This is a genomic window from Pseudoalteromonas sp. SG43-3 (assembly GCF_014164385.1).
Lineage (GTDB): Bacteria > Pseudomonadota > Gammaproteobacteria > Enterobacterales > Alteromonadaceae > Pseudoalteromonas > Pseudoalteromonas distincta.
In genome coordinates, this window is record NZ_JACJFC010000002.1 from 209,085 (window position 1) to 226,220 (window position 17,136).

A 17,136-nucleotide genomic window follows, 5' to 3' on the forward strand; every position below is an offset into this window, starting at 1 on the left:
TAGTCTATTTTTTAGGCAAAAATCTAATGCATATTTTACTAAACTGCAAAGTTAAGATGGGTGCTTCGTTTATTTTTACCTAAATGCCAGCTCTAGAGATTGCTTAATGCTTGAGTAGACGAATCCATTCATCGGGGTTTGCTAAAATAAAGTCATAAGTATCTTCATTATCTAAAGTGATTGTTATGGCATCGCTTGTTAGTGGTAAAATGCCTGCGCCTGTCCCTGCTGACTTTTCAATTTTTACGATTGCGCTTCGTGTAAAAGTATAAGGCCCTAAACCAGCACTTTCATTGTATGGCTCAAAACGTACTTCACCTTGCGTTACATAAAATTTACCATCGGCTTTTGCAACACCACTTTGATACGTAGCGGTAGATGATTTGAGTATTTTATTGTTCATTCGGCGTTCCTGCTAATTAATGTACGTCAATAAAATGTATTCACTTTAGTAAGTTATATAGCTTTATGCTTTAAGGCAATTAGTTTGTACCTAAAAAGCAAATTATGATGACACCTACTTTATTTAACCCATTAGAATCTGGGCATCAAAAAACGCAAAGTTTGGATGGGTTTATTGTTAATTCTTCTACATCTTGTTAATTCTTCTACAGCCTCAACGCCAAGCTCACCGGTAAATTGGGAGCGTAGCGAGTAATTTATCCGCGTGCAGCTTTTTGTTAGGCATAGTCGGGGCAAGCTCCCTATTTTAAGCAGCACTTCTTGTGTTTTTTCCCAGTACCACATGGGCACTTTTCATTACGCCCAATCTTCTTAGATTTTCTAGTTACTGTGTTAAAATTAACCTTACTTTTTCCTTTCAATGACTGAGGCTTAGGAAGACCCTTAGTCGCCTTGTCCATTTCATCAGACTGTTCCCATTTAAACTCTTTACTAACACCAAATCTCAACCTTTGGGAACTGGTGCCAATGCATACACCGAACCATTGGTCAGCCTTCTGCTCATATTTCCTGACCTCACAATGACGATCTAACCGCTTCGCAGCCTCGGAATCTGAGTCATTGTTGCAGTGAATAGTAAGCCCCGTACTTCCTTCACTTATGCCAAGTGTTAAATCATGATGTTTACCATCTTTTTTCCCCAATTCAACTAACTTCGATATTCCGTCATTAATCATTTCGATTGTGTCGCCACTAAGTGTCAACAGCATAAAACCGAAATCTACAGTGCCTGAATGTTCACGCAATTCAATGTCTTTAACCAATCTGTCGAAGTGCGTTCCTTCGTACTTTGTTAATATCCCATCTGGAGTCTCACTGCCAGGAATGCCATCTCGTCTCGTCATCATTGCAAGATCTAAGTCAGCGCAAATGTCATCTCCTAGCTGCATCATTGTGTATTCACCATCCATCCAGAGATTTTGTTTTAGATGGTATGACAAGATCGTTAGCTCGTGAGTGGATAATATTTTATCGCCATACAGCGTTCTTCTGTTGACGTAGCTTAGGAAGTGCAAAGGAGACCTTAGCATCTCTGTTGCAACATCCAAGAAGAAAACATCCATCACAAATGCTGGTTTAATCAAATCGGTAGGATTTTGCTTGAGGAACTGCCTAGCTTGAAATGACAAAGCGGGATAATGATCAGATACCACGCAGAAGGGGTAGATTTCTTTAAATTCTCTTCTGATGGTTATTTCATTACCCTTTTCGTCTAAGAGCTTATAGTTATTGTCAGATAAATAATTTGAACATGAAAAGGCTTGGTCATATGCATCTTGAACGGCTTTTTTAAAGTCATCTTTTAGAGATAAGTCGTTCCCTTTGCGGGCAGCTATAGTCAGTTTCTTTGACTTTGCCTGCAATACTATTGCTCTATTTGCAAACACTACAAGAACGTCTATTTCACCAACTTTATTGCGCTTCGCATCAACAATATCAACATTCTGAAAAACTCGTTTTTCTCCGAAAACTCGCACAAGCCTTCTGCTTGAAAATTCTTCTGTAAATTCGCCGCGATGTCCCATCGCAATACTTCTGTACGCCGCATCCGAATTGAACCAAAAAAACGGCGTTTCGTATAACGCTTCTACCAAACTGTAATTTTGAAACAGTAAGTATTTATCTTCTTCAAGCTTTATTATTGGATAGGCATTTATTGGATTAAAGTCATCTAAGGATATGAAGTCGTTTTGTTCAATTGGCGAAACAAAAGATTCAATAACACACCTACAAGCCTCAACATCCAATCCGGACTTAGCGGCTATTTCTCTCAAGGAAAAGGTATAAGCTTCAAAGAAAGTCCATTCGTTTGGATGTTTATTTGCTAAACCAACAAGAGCATCATTAATCTTGTCGTTCTGCAACACCTGAATTGCTGATACAACAGACATGACTTGCTCAAGTGAATAGCCTTTGTTTTCAATTAGCCATGCGTTATCTTTTCTGTACTTATCTTCAGCTAGATCTCTATACTGAAAGTGGTATGCTGATTCACCCCCATAAAAAATTGACTCTCTTAATACAGCGCCAGAATTGAAAGGGTTAAAGTCAGCATCACCAATTTTATTTGGGTCAAATATCTCTTGCATTGGTGGCATCATGGAATGATGCAACTCCTGAAGTAAAGCATCTGTTCCGCTAATATATTCTTGCATCACTTCTGGCGAAGGTATTGTTGCATCTATATTCTTTTTACTTGCCAGTCCAATTAGTGTAGATATTTCTGTTCTTACCAAACGCTCCATTGAGAATTGTTGCAATACATCTTCAGGCTTCACTTCATCAGCGTATCTGATGGTGTTATCTCGAAAACAGAAATATGCGATTGCGTGGATGTAACCGGTAGATTGGCAAAGAACTTCTAGTTCTTTAAATATTTCGCTTTCCTTTCTGGCTATTTTATTTTCCGGCATCCAGTGCTCTCCAGATTGTATTGCCTAACACCCACATAAGGGGCAGTAACGCATGGGCTAGAATCCGAGCGAAGCGACAGAGCCCATGCGTTACTGTCCCAGCGAGCCTGCGAGCGGCTTAAAGTGATTGTTATATTTTTTTACCAAGCTTCTCTGAGCGGCTTTTTTTAACCTGTTTTTTTGAGTCCGTCTTTCCTTTGATAAATTCTTCAATACGCTCTATTTCATTTTTTTGAGCGATATCTTGCTGCTTTATCGAGTAAGATTTAGCTTCATCCTTGGTGCTAAACGATTTCATAACTTTTCCATCTACATCGATAACATCATAGATGATTTTATTTCCATCTTTTCTAGACTCAATCGGATAGAGAAGCTCACTGTTTTCAGAATTCAAATTTGTTTCCTTAAAATATAACAACTTTGTCTACGACATTTGTCGTTTTATAAACCGACAAATGTCCCTATATTACAATGCATTTATCTTAGCCAGCAAATAACCACCTGTAAACAATTAGTTAACTACAAAGAAATCTCCGTTAATGCTGTAACACACCAAAATGGGGGAGAGCAGTAATATCCGACAATGCATAAATCACTGCACATTTTTAGAGCAACTTTTATAAAAAGTTAATATCGTAAAATCGTTTTTAACGCAGGTAATGAGTTATTAAAACGCTTAGGTTTTAACGTTTTGAACCCGGCTGGTATTGTACTTATATATTACAACACGCTTAAAGTAGCGTTGTGAGCAATGTGAATAAAAGCGCTGCAAATATGCAGCGCCCTCATTACTTAATGGTTGTTGTGTTTAAGTTTGAATTGCTTTATTAGAAAAAGCCGAGCGGGTCTTCGCTGTAGCTCACTAATAAATTTTTAGTTTGTTGGTAGTGATCAAGTGCCAGTTTGTGCGTTTCGCGCCCTATTCCTGATTTTTTATAACCACCGAATGCAGCATGTGCTGGGTACATGTGATAGCAGTTGGTCCACACTCGCCCTGCTTCTATTTTACGACCCATGCGATAAGCACGGTTCATGTTTCTACTCCACACCCCTGCGCCTAAGCCAAATTCTGAGCTGTTGGCAAGTTCAAGTGCTTCGGCTTCATCTTTAAAGGTCGACATAGAAATAACAGGGCCAAAAATCTCTTCTTGGAATACACGCATGTCGTTTGTACCTTTAAGCAGTGTAGGTTGTATGTAATAACCGCCGTTTAAATCGTCATTTAGCTGCTCTACGTTGCCGCCGGTGAGTACTTCAGCGCCTTCTTTTTTGCCTATGTCTATGTAACTAAGTATTTTATCAAACTGTGCTTTTGAAGCTTGAGCGCCCACCATGGTTTCGCTGTCGAGTGGATTGCCGCGTTTAATTTGTTGGGTACGTTCGAGTATCCGCTCAATAAACTGCTCGTATATATCTTCTTGAATAAATAATCTTGATGGACAGGTACATACTTCGCCCTGGTTAAAGTAAGCAAGTACGGCGCCTTCTATAGCTTTTGATAAAAAAGCATCGTCTTTTTCCATTACATCATTAAAAAATATATTGGGCGATTTACCACCGAGCTCGACCGTTGAAGGAATAATATTTTCAGCAGCGCATTTCAAAATATGTGAGCCCACAGGCGTTGAACCCGTAAATGCAATTTTAGCGATACGCTTGCTTGTTGCCAGTGCTTCACCCGCTTCTTTACCAAAGCCGTTTACTATATTTAATACGCCCGCAGGGAGTAAATCGCCAATTATCTCCATTAAAACTAAAATAGAAGCTGGTGTTTGCTCAGCCGGTTTTAAAATTACACAGTTACCTGCAGCAAGTGCTGGCGCTAGTTTCCAGGCGGCCATTAAAATAGGGAAATTCCACGGAATAATTTGCCCAACCACACCTAGTGGCTCGTGAAAATGATACGCAACGGTGGTTGCGTCTATTTCACCTATAGTGCCGTCTTGCGATCGTAGGCACCCTGCAAAGTAGCGAAAGTGATCTGCCGCTAGCGGAATATCAGCAGCGAGTGTTTCACGAATTGCTTTACCGTTATCCCATGTTTCGGCAACAGCTAGTAACTCTAGGTTTTGCTCAATTCGGTCGGCTATTTTTAGCAGTATGTTACTTCGGTCGGTCACCGACGTTGTGCCCCATTGCTCTCGCACTGCATGCGCTTTATCGAGAGCCAGCTCTATGTCGTCTTTGTCTGAACGCGGTATTTGGCAAAATACCTTACCGTTTACTGGGCTTATATTATCAAAGTATTGGCCATTTACTGGCTTCACCCACTCTCCGCCAATGTAGTTCCCGTATTGTTGTTTAAAGTTTACGAGTGCGCCATCGCTACCTGGATTTGCATATATCATGTGTGTGCTCTCTTTATTGTTGTTAGCTAAAGGTCGAACATTTATATAAAACAAAATGCTTTATATTTAATCAATGTTGATTGACATTAAACTAACAAGTACCTAAAAACTTGATTAGCTGTCCACAAAAGTTGTCTGTGAGTCCAAACTAATAAAACCTAAAGGATTGATATGCACACATCTCAGTTAAACAAAAAACGCCAACAACTTGATGTATTAATAGAAAATAAAGTCACATTCGCTGCAGATAGCAGTGAGTTGAGTATTTACGACACGTATCAAAGCGCGCAAAAGGTAGCACTGCACTCAAACGAGCTGCTGTTTTGTGCCATGCTAAGCGGCAAAAAGGTAATGCACGTAGAAAGGAGCCAATACCATAAAGTATTTTTACCACACGAGTCGTTTGTATTAGCGCCAGAGCAAGGTGTTTTAATTGATTTTCCACAAGCATCAATGCACGCCCCAACCACCTGTTTAGCCATTGAAATTAGCACAGATAAAATAACGAGCGTGGCGAATGCACTAAACATGCAGCAAAATTTTGCACACGATGGCTTATTTGAATATGTACCTCAGTTAGTGCATACCCAACATAATATTCAAACGCAGCAATTATTAGAGCGCATGGTGCATTTATTTAGTGAGCAAGGCGCACAGCGACATTACTTGATTGATTTGTCGTTGAACGAATTGATCACCCGTTTATTACAACAACAAAGCCGCGAGCTATTGCTAGCTAGCTGCGATAAGCCACGCCTTAAAACAAAAGTGAGCGATGCCCTGCTTTATATTGAAGAACACTTAAGTGAAACGCTCGACATAAATACCTTATGCAAAATAGCATGTATGAGCCGAAGTAAGTTTTATCATCAATTTAAACTCGCATTTGGCACTACCCCAGCCCTTTGGCAGCAACAGTTAAGACTAAAAAAAGCGCGTACTCAATTACTACAAGGCCATGCAATTAGCCAAGTGTGCTTTGATGTTGGATTTAATAGCGCGAGCCACTTTAGTCGCCTATTTAAACAAACCTTTGGCATTGCGCCTAAAGAATGCCGACATTAGCCCTAAAATCTTATTTTTTTACTTTGCTAACGCCCTGAATATGTTAGTTTATTAACATGAGTATTGAGTAAAGAATTGGTATGAGTAAGCAAACCCGCTGGACCCTAAAAAGTATTGCTAAAGAGTTAGGTGTTTCTAACGCGACAGTATCTAATGCGTTTAATCGCCCTGATCAGCTATCGGCTAAACGCCGAGACGATATTCTTGCAGCGTGTAAAACTTTGGGCTATTACGGGCCTAATAAGGCCGCGCAATCATTGCGTAACGGCACATTTAATATTGTCGCTTTAGTGCTGCCCGATAGTGTGGAATACATGGTGTCGGACCCTGTAGCTAGCAGCTTTATGCGCGGTGTTACCTCGGTGCTTGAAAAAAATGGCATTAATGTTTTATTGTTTTCAGGTAATAGCGATAACCTTAACAACGTGGTCGACTTTGTAGATGGCTTTATTTGTTATGGCCGCCCTCGTAATAACGCGTTAGTAGAGCAGTTAAAAACAGTGTCTAAACATGTAGTGACAATTGATTTTGATATTGCTCGCAATGCCTCTGTAAATATTAATAACGAGCAAGCAAGTTACGAAATTGCTAAACACGTACTACATAATCAAAACGATAAAGTGGCTATATTAGGGCTTAGGTTACTTGATGAAAACGTATTATGCCGCGTGTATGAGCATCACGAATTTGAAACCGGACAATCTATTTCGCATCAACGTTTACGTGGTTATCAACGCGCTTTAAGCGAGGCAAATATTACGGTGGCTGACGATCGTATTTGGAACATTCCTGAAAGCAGCGAGCGTTTTGCTAATATTGCTGCTAAAGAGGTTTTAAGTGCCTCCCCTCGCCCTAACGTTATTATTTGTATGAGTGATTTAATTGCCCTTGCCACAATGCGAGAAGCAATAAAACAAGGCATAAAAATAGGTGAAGAACTGCGTATTGTGGGCTTTGATGGTATTGATGAAGCAGCCCGGTTTGTGCCTCGCCTCACCACCATTCATCAAAACAGCCAAGAAAAAGGCGTTATAGCCGCTGAATTATTTATTTCTAAAGAAGAAAAAACTCAGGAAGTCAGTTACGAATTAGAGATTGGTGCGAGTAGTTAGCTTACAAACCTTGTAATAGTTTTATGTGTTAAAAAGCCAAGCTACTTAAGCTTGGCTTTTGCTTTACATGGCGTTTGTAAATTACTTTTATAACATTAAGCTAAAAATGAATTTAAGTTAATCGTTGTTTCTTCATCACCATTTACCTGCGTAATAAGTGCATGGCGTAATTTAAAATCAACAGTAAGTGAAATAGTTTGCTCATCTAGTTGCCACGATAAACAACACATACTGCCTTCACCTTGGGCGCTAAATTCACCTGCAAATGCAGGGTGTGAATTGCGAATTTTAATTAATTCAATTAAACCTTTTACTACAGGCTTATTTAAGGCTTTGTCGATTATATTTGCATCTAAATATGGGCGGTTAATATCACGGCCAACATTTGTATTAGCTAATAGCTCCATATCATTTTCACAGGCAAATAAGCCGCCGTAATACACTTGTGGTACACCTGGAGCAAAAAATTGAATTGCACGCGACAGTAAGTAATCAAAGTCTTTAGCACCTAATGCGTTGTAGTACGTACAGTTAACTTGATATAAGTCGACATTACTCGCTGCAGCGCCCGTAGCTTGGCGGCTTTGGTTGTTGCTGTTGGCGTGCATAGTTTCTACTAGGTTATCAATCTGCTGTGCATTTAATAGCCCTGGTTTGTCGCCCATTGGACCTGCGTCAATAATGCCAATACCGTCGTGTGTATCAAGTACGGTTAAGCAATTACGTGGCGAAATTTGTAACCATTTGAGTAGTGCATCTACATCGTTGTTAAATAAGCTGTGTAAAATAAGCGGTGGTAACGCAAAGTCGTAAACCATATTTACGCGTTTTGCCACTTCTACCTGAGTTTGATAATGGCTATGAATTTCTGCAATGGTTTCCATGCCTAAATCGTTTGCTTGCTTAGATAAGTTATCTAGGTAGCCAAACGTTTCATCAAGCATAAAGCAGTTAGTGCCAGCTTGCTTAATGGCGTAACCCGCCGCATCTAAACGAATAATATTTACATTGTTAGCCGAAAATTTAGTAAGTACGTTATTTAAATACGCAACACCGGCTTCTACTTTTACGTTTATATCAATTTGGTTATCGGTAAAAGTGGTCCAAAAGTCGTACGTTTGGCCGTCGCCGCACTGCATTGGCGTAAAGCAACTACCTGGGCGTGGGCGGTAAATTGCTTTTTGCTCAGCTTCGCTCATACCATTTGGAAATACATCATCTTTGGTTAAAAACAAATCCCAAAATTCTGATTGCTTACCTTTAGCTAATACATCTTGAAACTGAAAAGACTGCGCCGATACATGGTTAACAATTAGGTCAGCCATTAAGTCGAGATCTTTACCTAATACTTGTATGTCTTCCCAAGTGCCTATTCTAGAATCAACTTCACTATGATCAATAGGGTCAAAGCCAGCATCGCTGCCATCAATAGGATTGTAAAATGGCAATAAGTGCACACCACCAAATACGCCTTTTAAAGGGCCGTTTAAAAGTGTGGTTAGCGCGCCTATATTTTGGCCAGTGATTCGATCAGCATATGTGATCAATTGAACTTTATTCTTCATCATTGTGTGATTACCGTGTTGAAACTTAATCGATTAAGATATATCTTTAACTAGCGAGTAAGAATTTACAAGTAATTTTTAATAATTTTACATACAAATTTCGTGTCTCACGTAATACTACAGTAAGCAACTGACTGACTTACGAAGTATTAATAGAGAATTTAACGAGGAATAAACACATGACAAAATCACACACTCACGTAAGCAGCGACCCACTGCAACAAATACGCTGGCTTACATACATGATGTTTTTTATGTTTGCCATGACCTCTGACGCAGTCGGCATGATAATCCCCGAACTTATAAAAGATTTCGGTTTGAGCATGACTCAAGCTAGTGCATTTCATTACGCTCCTATGGCACTCATTGCCTTTAGTGGATTATTTTTAGGCTTTTTAGCTGACAGCCTTGGCCGTAAAAAAACCATTATGCTAGGTCTATTAATATTTTCCGCGAGTTGTTTTTTATTTGCATTTAGCACCAGTTTTACTTTCTTTTTAGTATTGCTTTGCTGCATAGGCCTGGCCATTGGTTTATTTAAAACCGGCGCACTGGCATTGCTTGGCGATATTTCACATAGTAACGACGACCATACTAAAACTATGAACAAGGTTGAGGGCTTTTTTGGCATTGGCGCTATTGTAGGCCCTGCCCTAGTTGGTGTTTTATTAGTGCAAAACGTTAGTTGGACATACCTGTATATTACCGCGGGCGTAATGTGTTTAATCCTTGCTTTATTAGCATGGCGCGCAGACTACCCTGACGTAGTTAAAACAACTGAAAAGCCAGCCTCTTTGGCCACGACCATGAAAATGGTAAAAAACCCTTATGCACTTGGCTTTTCTTTAGCTATTGCACTTTATGTAGCGACTGAAGTGGCTATTTATGTATGGATGCCAACGCTATTAAAGGACTACACAGGCTCTTGGCCACTCCTTGCCACTTATGCACTTACTATATTTTTTATACTACGTGCTGCAGGTCGTTTTATTGCCGTATGGTTACTAAATCGTTATAGCTGGCAAGGTGTTATGGCTTATTTAAGCTTAGGTATTGCGCTTTGTTATGTGGGTACACTTATTGGTGGCGTTGACTGGGCTGTAGGGTTACTACCTCTTTCAGGTTTATTTATGTCTATGGTTTATCCAACTTTAAACTCTAAAGGTATATCGTGTTTTCCTGCTGAGCGCCATGGAGCCGTAGCCGGCGTTATATTATTTTTTACCGCATTATCGGCTGCTTTAGCTCCTTTATTTATGGGTATGATCAGCGATTACTTTGGCCATGTGCGCTATGGCTTTTACTTAGCAACAGGGTTTGCCGTGATTTTATTTGTAGCTATGTTGTTCAATTATTTACGCGACCCATCAATGAGTGCTTTACAAGAAAATAACCCAACAGCTTAATAAATTTGTATCTCAATACAATAAAAAATACTTTTAAAATCAACATATGAATAATAAAAGAGCAAATTAAACACAAAATAATTTGCTTATTGTAAAATATTTGTTATTTTTACTTAATCGATTAAGTGAAAATAACAAATCCTACTGGGATCAACACAACGAGGCGTTCACATGACAACACACAATACACCTTTATATTTACTCAGCGCTTTAGCACTTGCCGTAAGTCAAGGCGTTAACGCACAAGAAACAGACCAAGCAAAACCTGAAGCATCACAAAACAAAGGTCTTGAAACAATAGTTGTAACCGGCGTACCACGTCGAACAACAATCATGGCTTCAAGCGTTTCAGTTAGTAGCGTATCACTTGAACAAGTTCAGGTGTCTACTCCTCGCTCAACAGCCGAGGCTTTTAGAATCATTCCTGGTATCCGAGCAGAATCGACAGGTGGCGAAGGTAATGCAAATATTGCTGTTCGTGGCCTGCCAGTTGCTTCAGGCGGTGCAAAATTTTTACAATTACAAGAAGATGGTTTACCTGTACTGCAATACGGTGATATCGCTTTTGGTAATTCAGATATTTTTATGCGATTAGATAACACTGTGCAAACTATCGAATCGATTCGTGGTGGCTCAGCATCTACTGCCGCAAGTAATGCACCTGGTGGCATTATTAACTTTATCTCTAAAAATGGCGAAAACGAATCTGGCAGTGTATCTACAACACTTGGCTTAGATTACGACAGCGTTCGTACAGACTTTGAATACGGCACTTACTTAACCGATAGCGTGCGTTTTCATGTTGGTGGCTTTGTTCGACAAGGCGAAGGCCCGCGCGAAACAGGTTACACGTCTAATAAAGGTGGCCAAATAAAAGCTAATCTTACTAAAGATTTCGACAACGGTTACGTTCGCCTTTATTACAAACACTTAGACGATAAGAGTGTTGGCTACCTTCCTATGCCAATGTACTCAAATGGTGACTCTATTGCTGGCTTTGATGCGCAATCAGACACACCTCACTCAGCGTTATTTACTAAAACAGTACGTTTAAATGGTGAAAACCAAATCAGTAGCGGCGATATTCGCGATGGTATGAATCCAAAGGTTGACTCTGTTGGTTTTGAAGCTGTATTTGATTTAGATAACGATTGGCGTATCGAAAACCGTTTTCGTAAATCATCAATAAGCGGCAACTTTAACTCGCTTATTCCTGCAGAGGTTGGCAGCGCATCATCTATTGCACAGAGCATTGGTGGTGTAGGCGCAACACTCAGTAACGCAAACACGGGCGCTGCATTTAACGACGACCTTGCTATGCGAATTCATACGTTTGACGTAACAATGAACGACTTCGATTCATTAGTTAACGACTTTAAACTAACTAAATCGTTTGATGATGACACCAGCATTACCTTTGGTTATTACGCGTCAACACAAAACATTGCTATGTCGTGGTTATGGAATTCATACCTTATGGAGCTTAAAGGCGACAATGCTGCATTATTAAATGTTACTGCAGCTGACGGTACTGAATTTTCAGAAAATGGTTTATATGCATATGGCACACCTTACTGGGGAAACTGTTGCCAACGTGATTACGACACAGAGTACGACACCCGTGCACCATACGTTGCATTCTCTACTAAATTAGGCGACGTAAGCATTGATGCAAGTGCCCGTTACGACAGTGGCGAAGCTCGCGGTAACTATGCAGGTGCCGTAACATCAACTGTAGATATGAACCGCGACGGAGAAATATCAATCCCTGAGCAAAACGTTGCAGGTATTGATATTGCCAACGCAAGTCCAGTAAACTATGACTGGAACTATTCTTCTTATTCAATTGGTGCTAATTATCAAATTGACCCAAGCCTTGCTACGTTTGCACGTATTAGTAAAGGTGGGCGTGCAAATGCTGACCGTCTTTTATTTGGTAAAGTACGCGCCGACGGCTCTGTTGCAAAAGAAGACGCTGTTGATGAAGTAAACCAGTTTGAGTTTGGTGTTAAAAAGCGCTTTGATTCATTATCAGTGTTTGCTACTGCGTTTTTTGCCGAAACTGAAGAGCAAAATTTTGAAGCAACATCACAAACGTTTTTTGACCGTGAATACGAAGCAAAAGGGATTGAAATAGAATCTACTTACTTTATTGATGCATGGGATTTTCGCGGTAATTTAACTTGGACCGATGCAGAAATAGCAAAAGATGCGCTTAACCCAGATGTTGTAGGTAATACGCCACGTCGTCAAGCCGATTTAATTTACTCATTAATGGCACGTTACAACTATGAAAAAGGCGCTGCAGGGGTAAGTTTCATTGGTACTACCGATGCATACGCTCAAGATAATAACGATCTACAATTTGACGGCTACACACAGGTAAATGGCTTTGTAAGCTATGACTTATCTGAAAACCTTAATATTGCGCTTAATGTGAATAACCTCTTCGATACAGTAGGTATTACAGAAGCCGAAGAAGGTTCAGTACCTGAAAATAACATTATTCGTGCCCGTACTATTAACGGCCGCACAACGTCGGTAACTTTAAAATACGCTTTTAACTAAATGTGTGTATTGCGCTGCGGTGAGTAGTCACTGTAGCGCCTTTTAAAGTATGAATAAATAACACCCTTCACGTTTTTTAGCCTAGCCTTGCTAGGCTTTTTAGGATATTCCAAATGACTAAACTCCTGTGCTTAGGCGAGCTATTAATTGATATGCTGCCACAAGATGCTAATAACTCAGCCTATTTACCTATACCAGGTGGCGCGCCTGCCAATGTAGCTGTTGGCTACGCAAAACTCGGCGCAGAGGCTGCATTTTGTGGTGGTAAAGGGGACGATCATTTTGCCAATCAATTAAGTAATGCATTAGCGCAATACAATGTAAATACAGACTATTTATTTACCATTGCAGGCTCACAAACCGCCATGGTTATAGTAAGCCTTGATGAAACCGGCGAGCGTAGTTTTGGCTTTTATCGCCATAACACAGCCGATGTACTATTAACGCAGGCGCATTTAGCGCATATAAATTGGCAAGAAATAAGCACACTACACTTTTGTTCAAACACATTAACCGAATCAGCAATTGCCAACACAACGGTTAAAGCGCTAGAACTTGCAAAAGCGAATAATAAGCTCGTCAGTTTTGATGTGAATTTACGCTACAGCTTGTGGGAAAACACAAACGATATAGCAAGCAATGTAAAAGCCTGTTACACCTATTGTGACATAGTAAAACTCTCGCGTGACGAACTTAATTTTTTAGCTCAGCATAGCGATACAACGAGCGATGATTACATTCAAATGCTATTAAATACCGGAGTAAAACTGGTGTTTTTAACCGATGGACCAGAGCCTGCCACGGTTTACCACAGCGCATTTACACTTAACGAATCGGCACCAAAAATAAACGCCGTAGATACAACAAGCGCAGGTGATGCATTTATAGCGGGGGTTTTATACTACTTAAATAACTTAGGAAGTGATTTACCACTAGCAGATAAACTAAATGATAAAGCGAGCGTAAAAGGCGCTCTGCACTTTGCTCTTAAATGTGGCTCTAAAGCGTGTTTAGCTAAAGGGGCATTTCCGGCATTACCTGTGCTGGCTGATGTACTTTAATAGACCTAATGTTTTTTAAGTTCAAATATATGCAGTAACGCGTAGTTACTGCATAGCATCAAACACCATTTTACTATCCACTATTTGTTCAAAGTGCGTTATTTTTTGATTTTTAAGCTGCCAAATATGCGCGACCCTAGCTTGCATTTTTTTACCCGTTTTAATATAAGTACCAGAGTACGTGCCATACACTACAACAGTATCATCTTGGGATAAGTAGTTTTGTGGCGTAAACGTGTAGTTATACCACTCGCTTGCAAGCTTTTGAAAAACATGTTCAGTAATGTCATTCATACCATGGTATGTACCAGCATAAGCAAAACCGTCAGCCTCTTTCCAAGTAATAGTATCACTTGCATGAGCAACTAAATTTTGCCCATTCTCTTGTGATGTTTTGCCTTCATACGTACTTTTAATTATGTCTATGTTGTTCATTTTTGCACACCCTTGCACTATAAAAAGGAAGCTCAATAAAGCTGTAATATAAACAGCTTTATTATTTAGAAATTTCATCACACTATACTAGCGCAACTGATTGCTGTAAGTAGGTAACCCACTGCTCAGTTTTTCCATAATAATGGGCTATATCGGCTTTTTGCCACTTACCTGTGTTAAATTCAAATGCTGCACTAGGAAAGCCTTGCCCATGAATATCGTGCAATAAGCCTCGGCTTTGTGCTATATGTTGATCTGTTGCACCGCCTTCTAGCGCATTAAAGTGGGTTTCAAATAAGGCCTTGTTTAAACCCAGCTCCAATGCAATATCAGTCAGTACATGCAGCTGCATAATGTTTTTACCCTGAGCATAATAAGCATGTTGAATACTATTAAGCATTTCCCCACCTGATATACCAAGCTCTTGCGCTGCCAATATAGCGGTAATAGCCGGAGCCGAGTTGAGTATAATATCGTTGGTTTTTAAAAGCCCATCAGTATAGTTACTACCAAATACCTGACCGGTTTTCTTCGCTATGACACTGTCGTTTTTAAGTGCAAATTCACGCCATGCAGGAGTCACAGGTTTGACATTATCACCTGTTAGCATACCTCCACTGTGTACTTTTACAATTAAACCATCAATATTTTCAGCAGCGGTGATCAAGGGCACGCTGCCGTAAGTCCAACCACATAAAGGGTCAACAATTATATGTAACGTTACGTTTTTCATTAATATTTCCTATCTAAATAATTGCTTAACGCAAGGGCACTTAGTGCCATTGCATCTCACCCATAACCACTTTTGAGCCCAACTCTAAGATGCTTCTTGCACCTAAATCAGGGTAAGCTTGAGTCATTATCTCTACAAATTCAGTTGAGTTTTTTGCATTTTTTGCAGCGCTATCCGCTTTATTTAAGTATCCTTTCATGAATGACACACCAGAAAGGTCTTGTTTACTGCCCTGTAAAAAATGACCTGGAATAACAGTCTGTGGTTTTAAATTCTCGATGTTATCTAATGTTGACTGCCAAGTTTGACGCTCTGCAGCAGTACTCGAATCGGCCAACCACACATGCATTTGATCAAATACTACAACCCCACCCAGCACTGTTTTTATAGAAGGGATCCAAAGGTAAGTATGCTTTGGATCATGCTGTAAATTTTTAATAATAATTTCTTTCCCATCTATAGTTAGGCTATTTGATAGCATTACTTCTGGCAAAATAAGTTCTTTAGGTGCATTGCTCTTTAAAATAGGCCCCCAATAATTTAACTTTCCTTGCATTGAGCGTTTAATATTCTCTACTGTTGATTTAGTCGCTAATAACTTTGCTTTTGGAAAAGCAGCTTTAATTACATCTAAACCAAAGTAAAAATCAGGGTCGCTGTGACTAATATAAACAGCTGTTAATGTTTTACCGCTCGCTTTTATTTTTTCAACCAATGCTTGTGCATCATTACGCTGAAATTGGGCATCCACTAATAACACTTCGTTATCACCACTTATAATGCTTGATGAAACAGCAAAAATACTTTTGTCTTGTGGGTTATATACATCAACAACTAATTCACTTTGCGCTAATACCGGTTGCATTAATGTGCTTGCTAATAAAGCTGTTGCTGCTAATACGTGTTTAACTTTTTTCATTCTCAGTAGCCTGTTTGTTATTTCGTTAAGATGAGGCTATTGTATGTTGCAATTTAAGAATTAAAAACTAGGCAGAATGCAACTATCTGTTGCATAAATCGAACATATAGGCAAAGTGAATGGATAGAATTATTGCAGCTGATGTATTTATAAAAATTGTAGAGCAGAAAAGTCTAGCCGGTGCTGCCCGTGCTTTAGATATGTCTAGATCTATGGTTACACGGTATTTGAATCAAATGGAAAAGGGGGCAAATACCCAACTACTCCATCGGTCAACAAGAAAAATAACACTCACGTCAGAGGGTGAAAAAGTACTTAATCATAGCCGAGAGCTCATTGCCATCGCCCAAAACATCAGTGCGCCAATAGAAAGTAATAACAGATTAAACGGGCAAATTAGGTTGTCGTGCTCGCCTTTTTTAGCACATGATGTACTACCAAATATGTTGCAACAATTCTTGCACGCTCATCCCGAAGTCAGTATTGATGTACAAATTAGTAATCACGTTACAAATTTGGTAGAAGAGCGAATAGATTTAGCAGTTAGAATTACCAATGACTTAGATCCTAATATAATTGCTCGCCCACTTGGGAAATGCCATTCAGTATTATGTGCAAGCCCAGAATATTTAGAAAAAAACTCTAAGCCTATAACTACGGATGATTTGAGTCGCCATAACTGTTTAAACTATTCACGGTTTGAAAAAAGTATGTGGCATTTTTCACACCCTGAAAAACCCGTATCTGTAGCGATTGCTGGTAACTTCAGTGCTAATGATTCGAGCTTACTGTTAAAAGCTGCTCTTAATAATCAAGGAATAACTCTACAACCTAAGTTTGCTGCGCAGAAATATATAAATAATGGAAAGTTAATACATTTACTACCACACCTTAAACCACAAACTTTGAGCATATACGGTATTTACCGCTCTAGGAAACATCAGTCACTTGCACTTCGTTCATTTATTGATAGCTTAGTAACGTATTTTGATAAAATTGATACTTAACAATAAGCGAAAACTATTAAACGTTCGCTATAAGTCCTTTA

The 17,136-nt window shown here is 39.5% G+C and carries 14 protein-coding genes; 6 read left to right on the plus strand and 8 right to left on the minus strand.

Annotated elements, in window-relative coordinates:
* Positions 1 to 103 precede the first annotated feature (103 nt).
* From H5157_RS02730 to H5157_RS02745, 4 genes are all read right to left on the minus strand, one after another.
* A complete protein-coding gene (locus H5157_RS02730; RefSeq protein ID WP_024596978.1) occupies positions 104 to 403 on the minus strand; it encodes a hypothetical protein in 300 nt (99 codons plus the stop codon).
* A 301-nt stretch (positions 404 to 704) separates the two neighbouring features.
* Positions 705 to 2,876, minus strand: a complete 2,172-nt coding sequence (locus H5157_RS02735) for an SEC-C metal-binding domain-containing protein (RefSeq protein ID WP_182724078.1) — start codon at positions 2,874 to 2,876, stop codon at positions 705 to 707.
* Between the two features lie 130 nt (positions 2,877 to 3,006).
* Positions 3,007 to 3,270, minus strand: coding sequence for a hypothetical protein (locus H5157_RS02740; RefSeq protein WP_024596980.1), 264 nt, complete (start codon positions 3,268 to 3,270; stop codon positions 3,007 to 3,009).
* 433 nt (positions 3,271 to 3,703) lie between these two features.
* Positions 3,704 to 5,224 carry an aldehyde dehydrogenase family protein gene (locus H5157_RS02745; protein ID WP_182724079.1) on the minus strand — a complete coding sequence of 507 codons (1,521 nt, stop codon included), beginning with the start codon at positions 5,222 to 5,224 and terminating at the stop codon, positions 3,704 to 3,706.
* A 171-nt stretch (positions 5,225 to 5,395) separates the two neighbouring features.
* On the opposite strand from H5157_RS02745, the gene H5157_RS02750 reads away from it, so the two are divergent.
* Positions 5,396 to 6,289, plus strand: coding sequence for an AraC family transcriptional regulator (locus tag H5157_RS02750; RefSeq protein WP_024596981.1), 894 nt, complete (start codon positions 5,396 to 5,398; stop codon positions 6,287 to 6,289).
* Positions 6,290 to 6,369: 80 nt separating this feature from the next.
* On the plus strand, positions 6,370 to 7,401 hold the full coding sequence (locus H5157_RS02755) for a LacI family DNA-binding transcriptional regulator (protein WP_024591929.1): 1,032 nt from the start codon (positions 6,370 to 6,372) through the stop codon (positions 7,399 to 7,401).
* Between the two features lie 95 nt (positions 7,402 to 7,496).
* On the opposite strand, the gene gtfA is transcribed toward H5157_RS02755, so the two are convergent.
* Positions 7,497 to 8,969, minus strand: coding sequence for a sucrose phosphorylase (gene gtfA / locus H5157_RS02760; RefSeq protein WP_182724080.1), 1,473 nt, complete (start codon positions 8,967 to 8,969; stop codon positions 7,497 to 7,499).
* 176 nt (positions 8,970 to 9,145) lie between these two features.
* Here gtfA and H5157_RS02765 point away from each other — a divergent pair, with 176 nt between their 5' ends.
* The 3 genes from H5157_RS02765 to H5157_RS02775 all read left to right on the plus strand — a co-directional run bounded on the left by H5157_RS02765 (position 9,146) and on the right by H5157_RS02775 (position 14,001).
* Complete coding sequence (locus H5157_RS02765; RefSeq protein ID WP_039488390.1) at positions 9,146 to 10,372, plus strand: sugar MFS transporter; 1,227 nt, start codon at positions 9,146 to 9,148, stop codon at positions 10,370 to 10,372.
* A 171-nt stretch (positions 10,373 to 10,543) separates the two neighbouring features.
* On the plus strand, positions 10,544 to 12,940 hold the full coding sequence (locus tag H5157_RS02770; protein ID WP_182724081.1) for a TonB-dependent receptor domain-containing protein: 2,397 nt from the start codon (positions 10,544 to 10,546) through the stop codon (positions 12,938 to 12,940).
* Positions 12,941 to 13,053: 113 nt separating this feature from the next.
* Complete coding sequence (locus H5157_RS02775) at positions 13,054 to 14,001, plus strand: carbohydrate kinase (RefSeq protein ID WP_039488389.1); 948 nt, start codon at positions 13,054 to 13,056, stop codon at positions 13,999 to 14,001.
* 45 nt (positions 14,002 to 14,046) lie between these two features.
* On the opposite strand, the gene H5157_RS02780 is transcribed toward H5157_RS02775, so the two are convergent.
* From H5157_RS02780 to H5157_RS02790, 3 genes are all read right to left on the minus strand, one after another.
* Entirely contained in the window at positions 14,047 to 14,436 is a 390-nt protein-coding gene (locus H5157_RS02780; protein WP_149603532.1) for a nuclear transport factor 2 family protein, read from the minus strand.
* Positions 14,437 to 14,518: 82 nt separating this feature from the next.
* Positions 14,519 to 15,169: a DsbA family protein gene (locus H5157_RS02785; protein WP_182695368.1), complete on the minus strand. Its 651-nt coding sequence runs from the start codon at positions 15,167 to 15,169 to the stop codon at positions 14,519 to 14,521.
* A 40-nt stretch (positions 15,170 to 15,209) separates the two neighbouring features.
* Positions 15,210 to 16,088, minus strand: coding sequence for an MBL fold metallo-hydrolase (locus tag H5157_RS02790; RefSeq protein ID WP_024595728.1), 879 nt, complete (start codon positions 16,086 to 16,088; stop codon positions 15,210 to 15,212).
* 119 nt (positions 16,089 to 16,207) lie between these two features.
* Between H5157_RS02790 and H5157_RS02795 the strand changes: the two genes are divergently transcribed.
* A complete protein-coding gene (locus tag H5157_RS02795; protein WP_182724082.1) occupies positions 16,208 to 17,095 on the plus strand; it encodes a LysR family transcriptional regulator in 888 nt (295 codons plus the stop codon).
* Positions 17,096 to 17,136 lie beyond the last annotated feature (41 nt).

Excerpts from the sequence above, each read along its gene's own strand:
- H5157_RS02765 (WP_039488390.1), top strand. The coding sequence starts at position 9,146 with ATGACAAAATCACACACTCACGTAAGCAGCGACCCACTGCAACAAATA.
- H5157_RS02780 (WP_149603532.1), bottom strand. The coding sequence starts at position 14,436 with ATGAACAACATAGACATAATTAAAAGTACGTATGAAGGCAAAACATCA.
- H5157_RS02730 (WP_024596978.1), bottom strand. The coding sequence starts at position 403 with ATGAACAATAAAATACTCAAATCATCTACCGCTACGTATCAAAGTGGT.
- H5157_RS02770 (WP_182724081.1), top strand. The coding sequence starts at position 10,544 with ATGACAACACACAATACACCTTTATATTTACTCAGCGCTTTAGCACTT.
- H5157_RS02735 (WP_182724078.1), bottom strand. The coding sequence starts at position 2,876 with ATGCCGGAAAATAAAATAGCCAGAAAGGAAAGCGAAATATTTAAAGAA.
- H5157_RS02795 (WP_182724082.1), top strand. The coding sequence starts at position 16,208 with ATGGATAGAATTATTGCAGCTGATGTATTTATAAAAATTGTAGAGCAG.
- H5157_RS02790 (WP_024595728.1), bottom strand. The coding sequence starts at position 16,088 with ATGAAAAAAGTTAAACACGTATTAGCAGCAACAGCTTTATTAGCAAGC.
- H5157_RS02785 (WP_182695368.1), bottom strand. The coding sequence starts at position 15,169 with ATGAAAAACGTAACGTTACATATAATTGTTGACCCTTTATGTGGTTGG.
- H5157_RS02755 (WP_024591929.1), top strand. The coding sequence starts at position 6,370 with ATGAGTAAGCAAACCCGCTGGACCCTAAAAAGTATTGCTAAAGAGTTA.
- H5157_RS02775 (WP_039488389.1), top strand. The coding sequence starts at position 13,054 with ATGACTAAACTCCTGTGCTTAGGCGAGCTATTAATTGATATGCTGCCA.
- gtfA (WP_182724080.1), bottom strand. The coding sequence starts at position 8,969 with ATGATGAAGAATAAAGTTCAATTGATCACATATGCTGATCGAATCACT.
- H5157_RS02745 (WP_182724079.1), bottom strand. The coding sequence starts at position 5,224 with ATGATATATGCAAATCCAGGTAGCGATGGCGCACTCGTAAACTTTAAA.
- H5157_RS02750 (WP_024596981.1), top strand. The coding sequence starts at position 5,396 with ATGCACACATCTCAGTTAAACAAAAAACGCCAACAACTTGATGTATTA.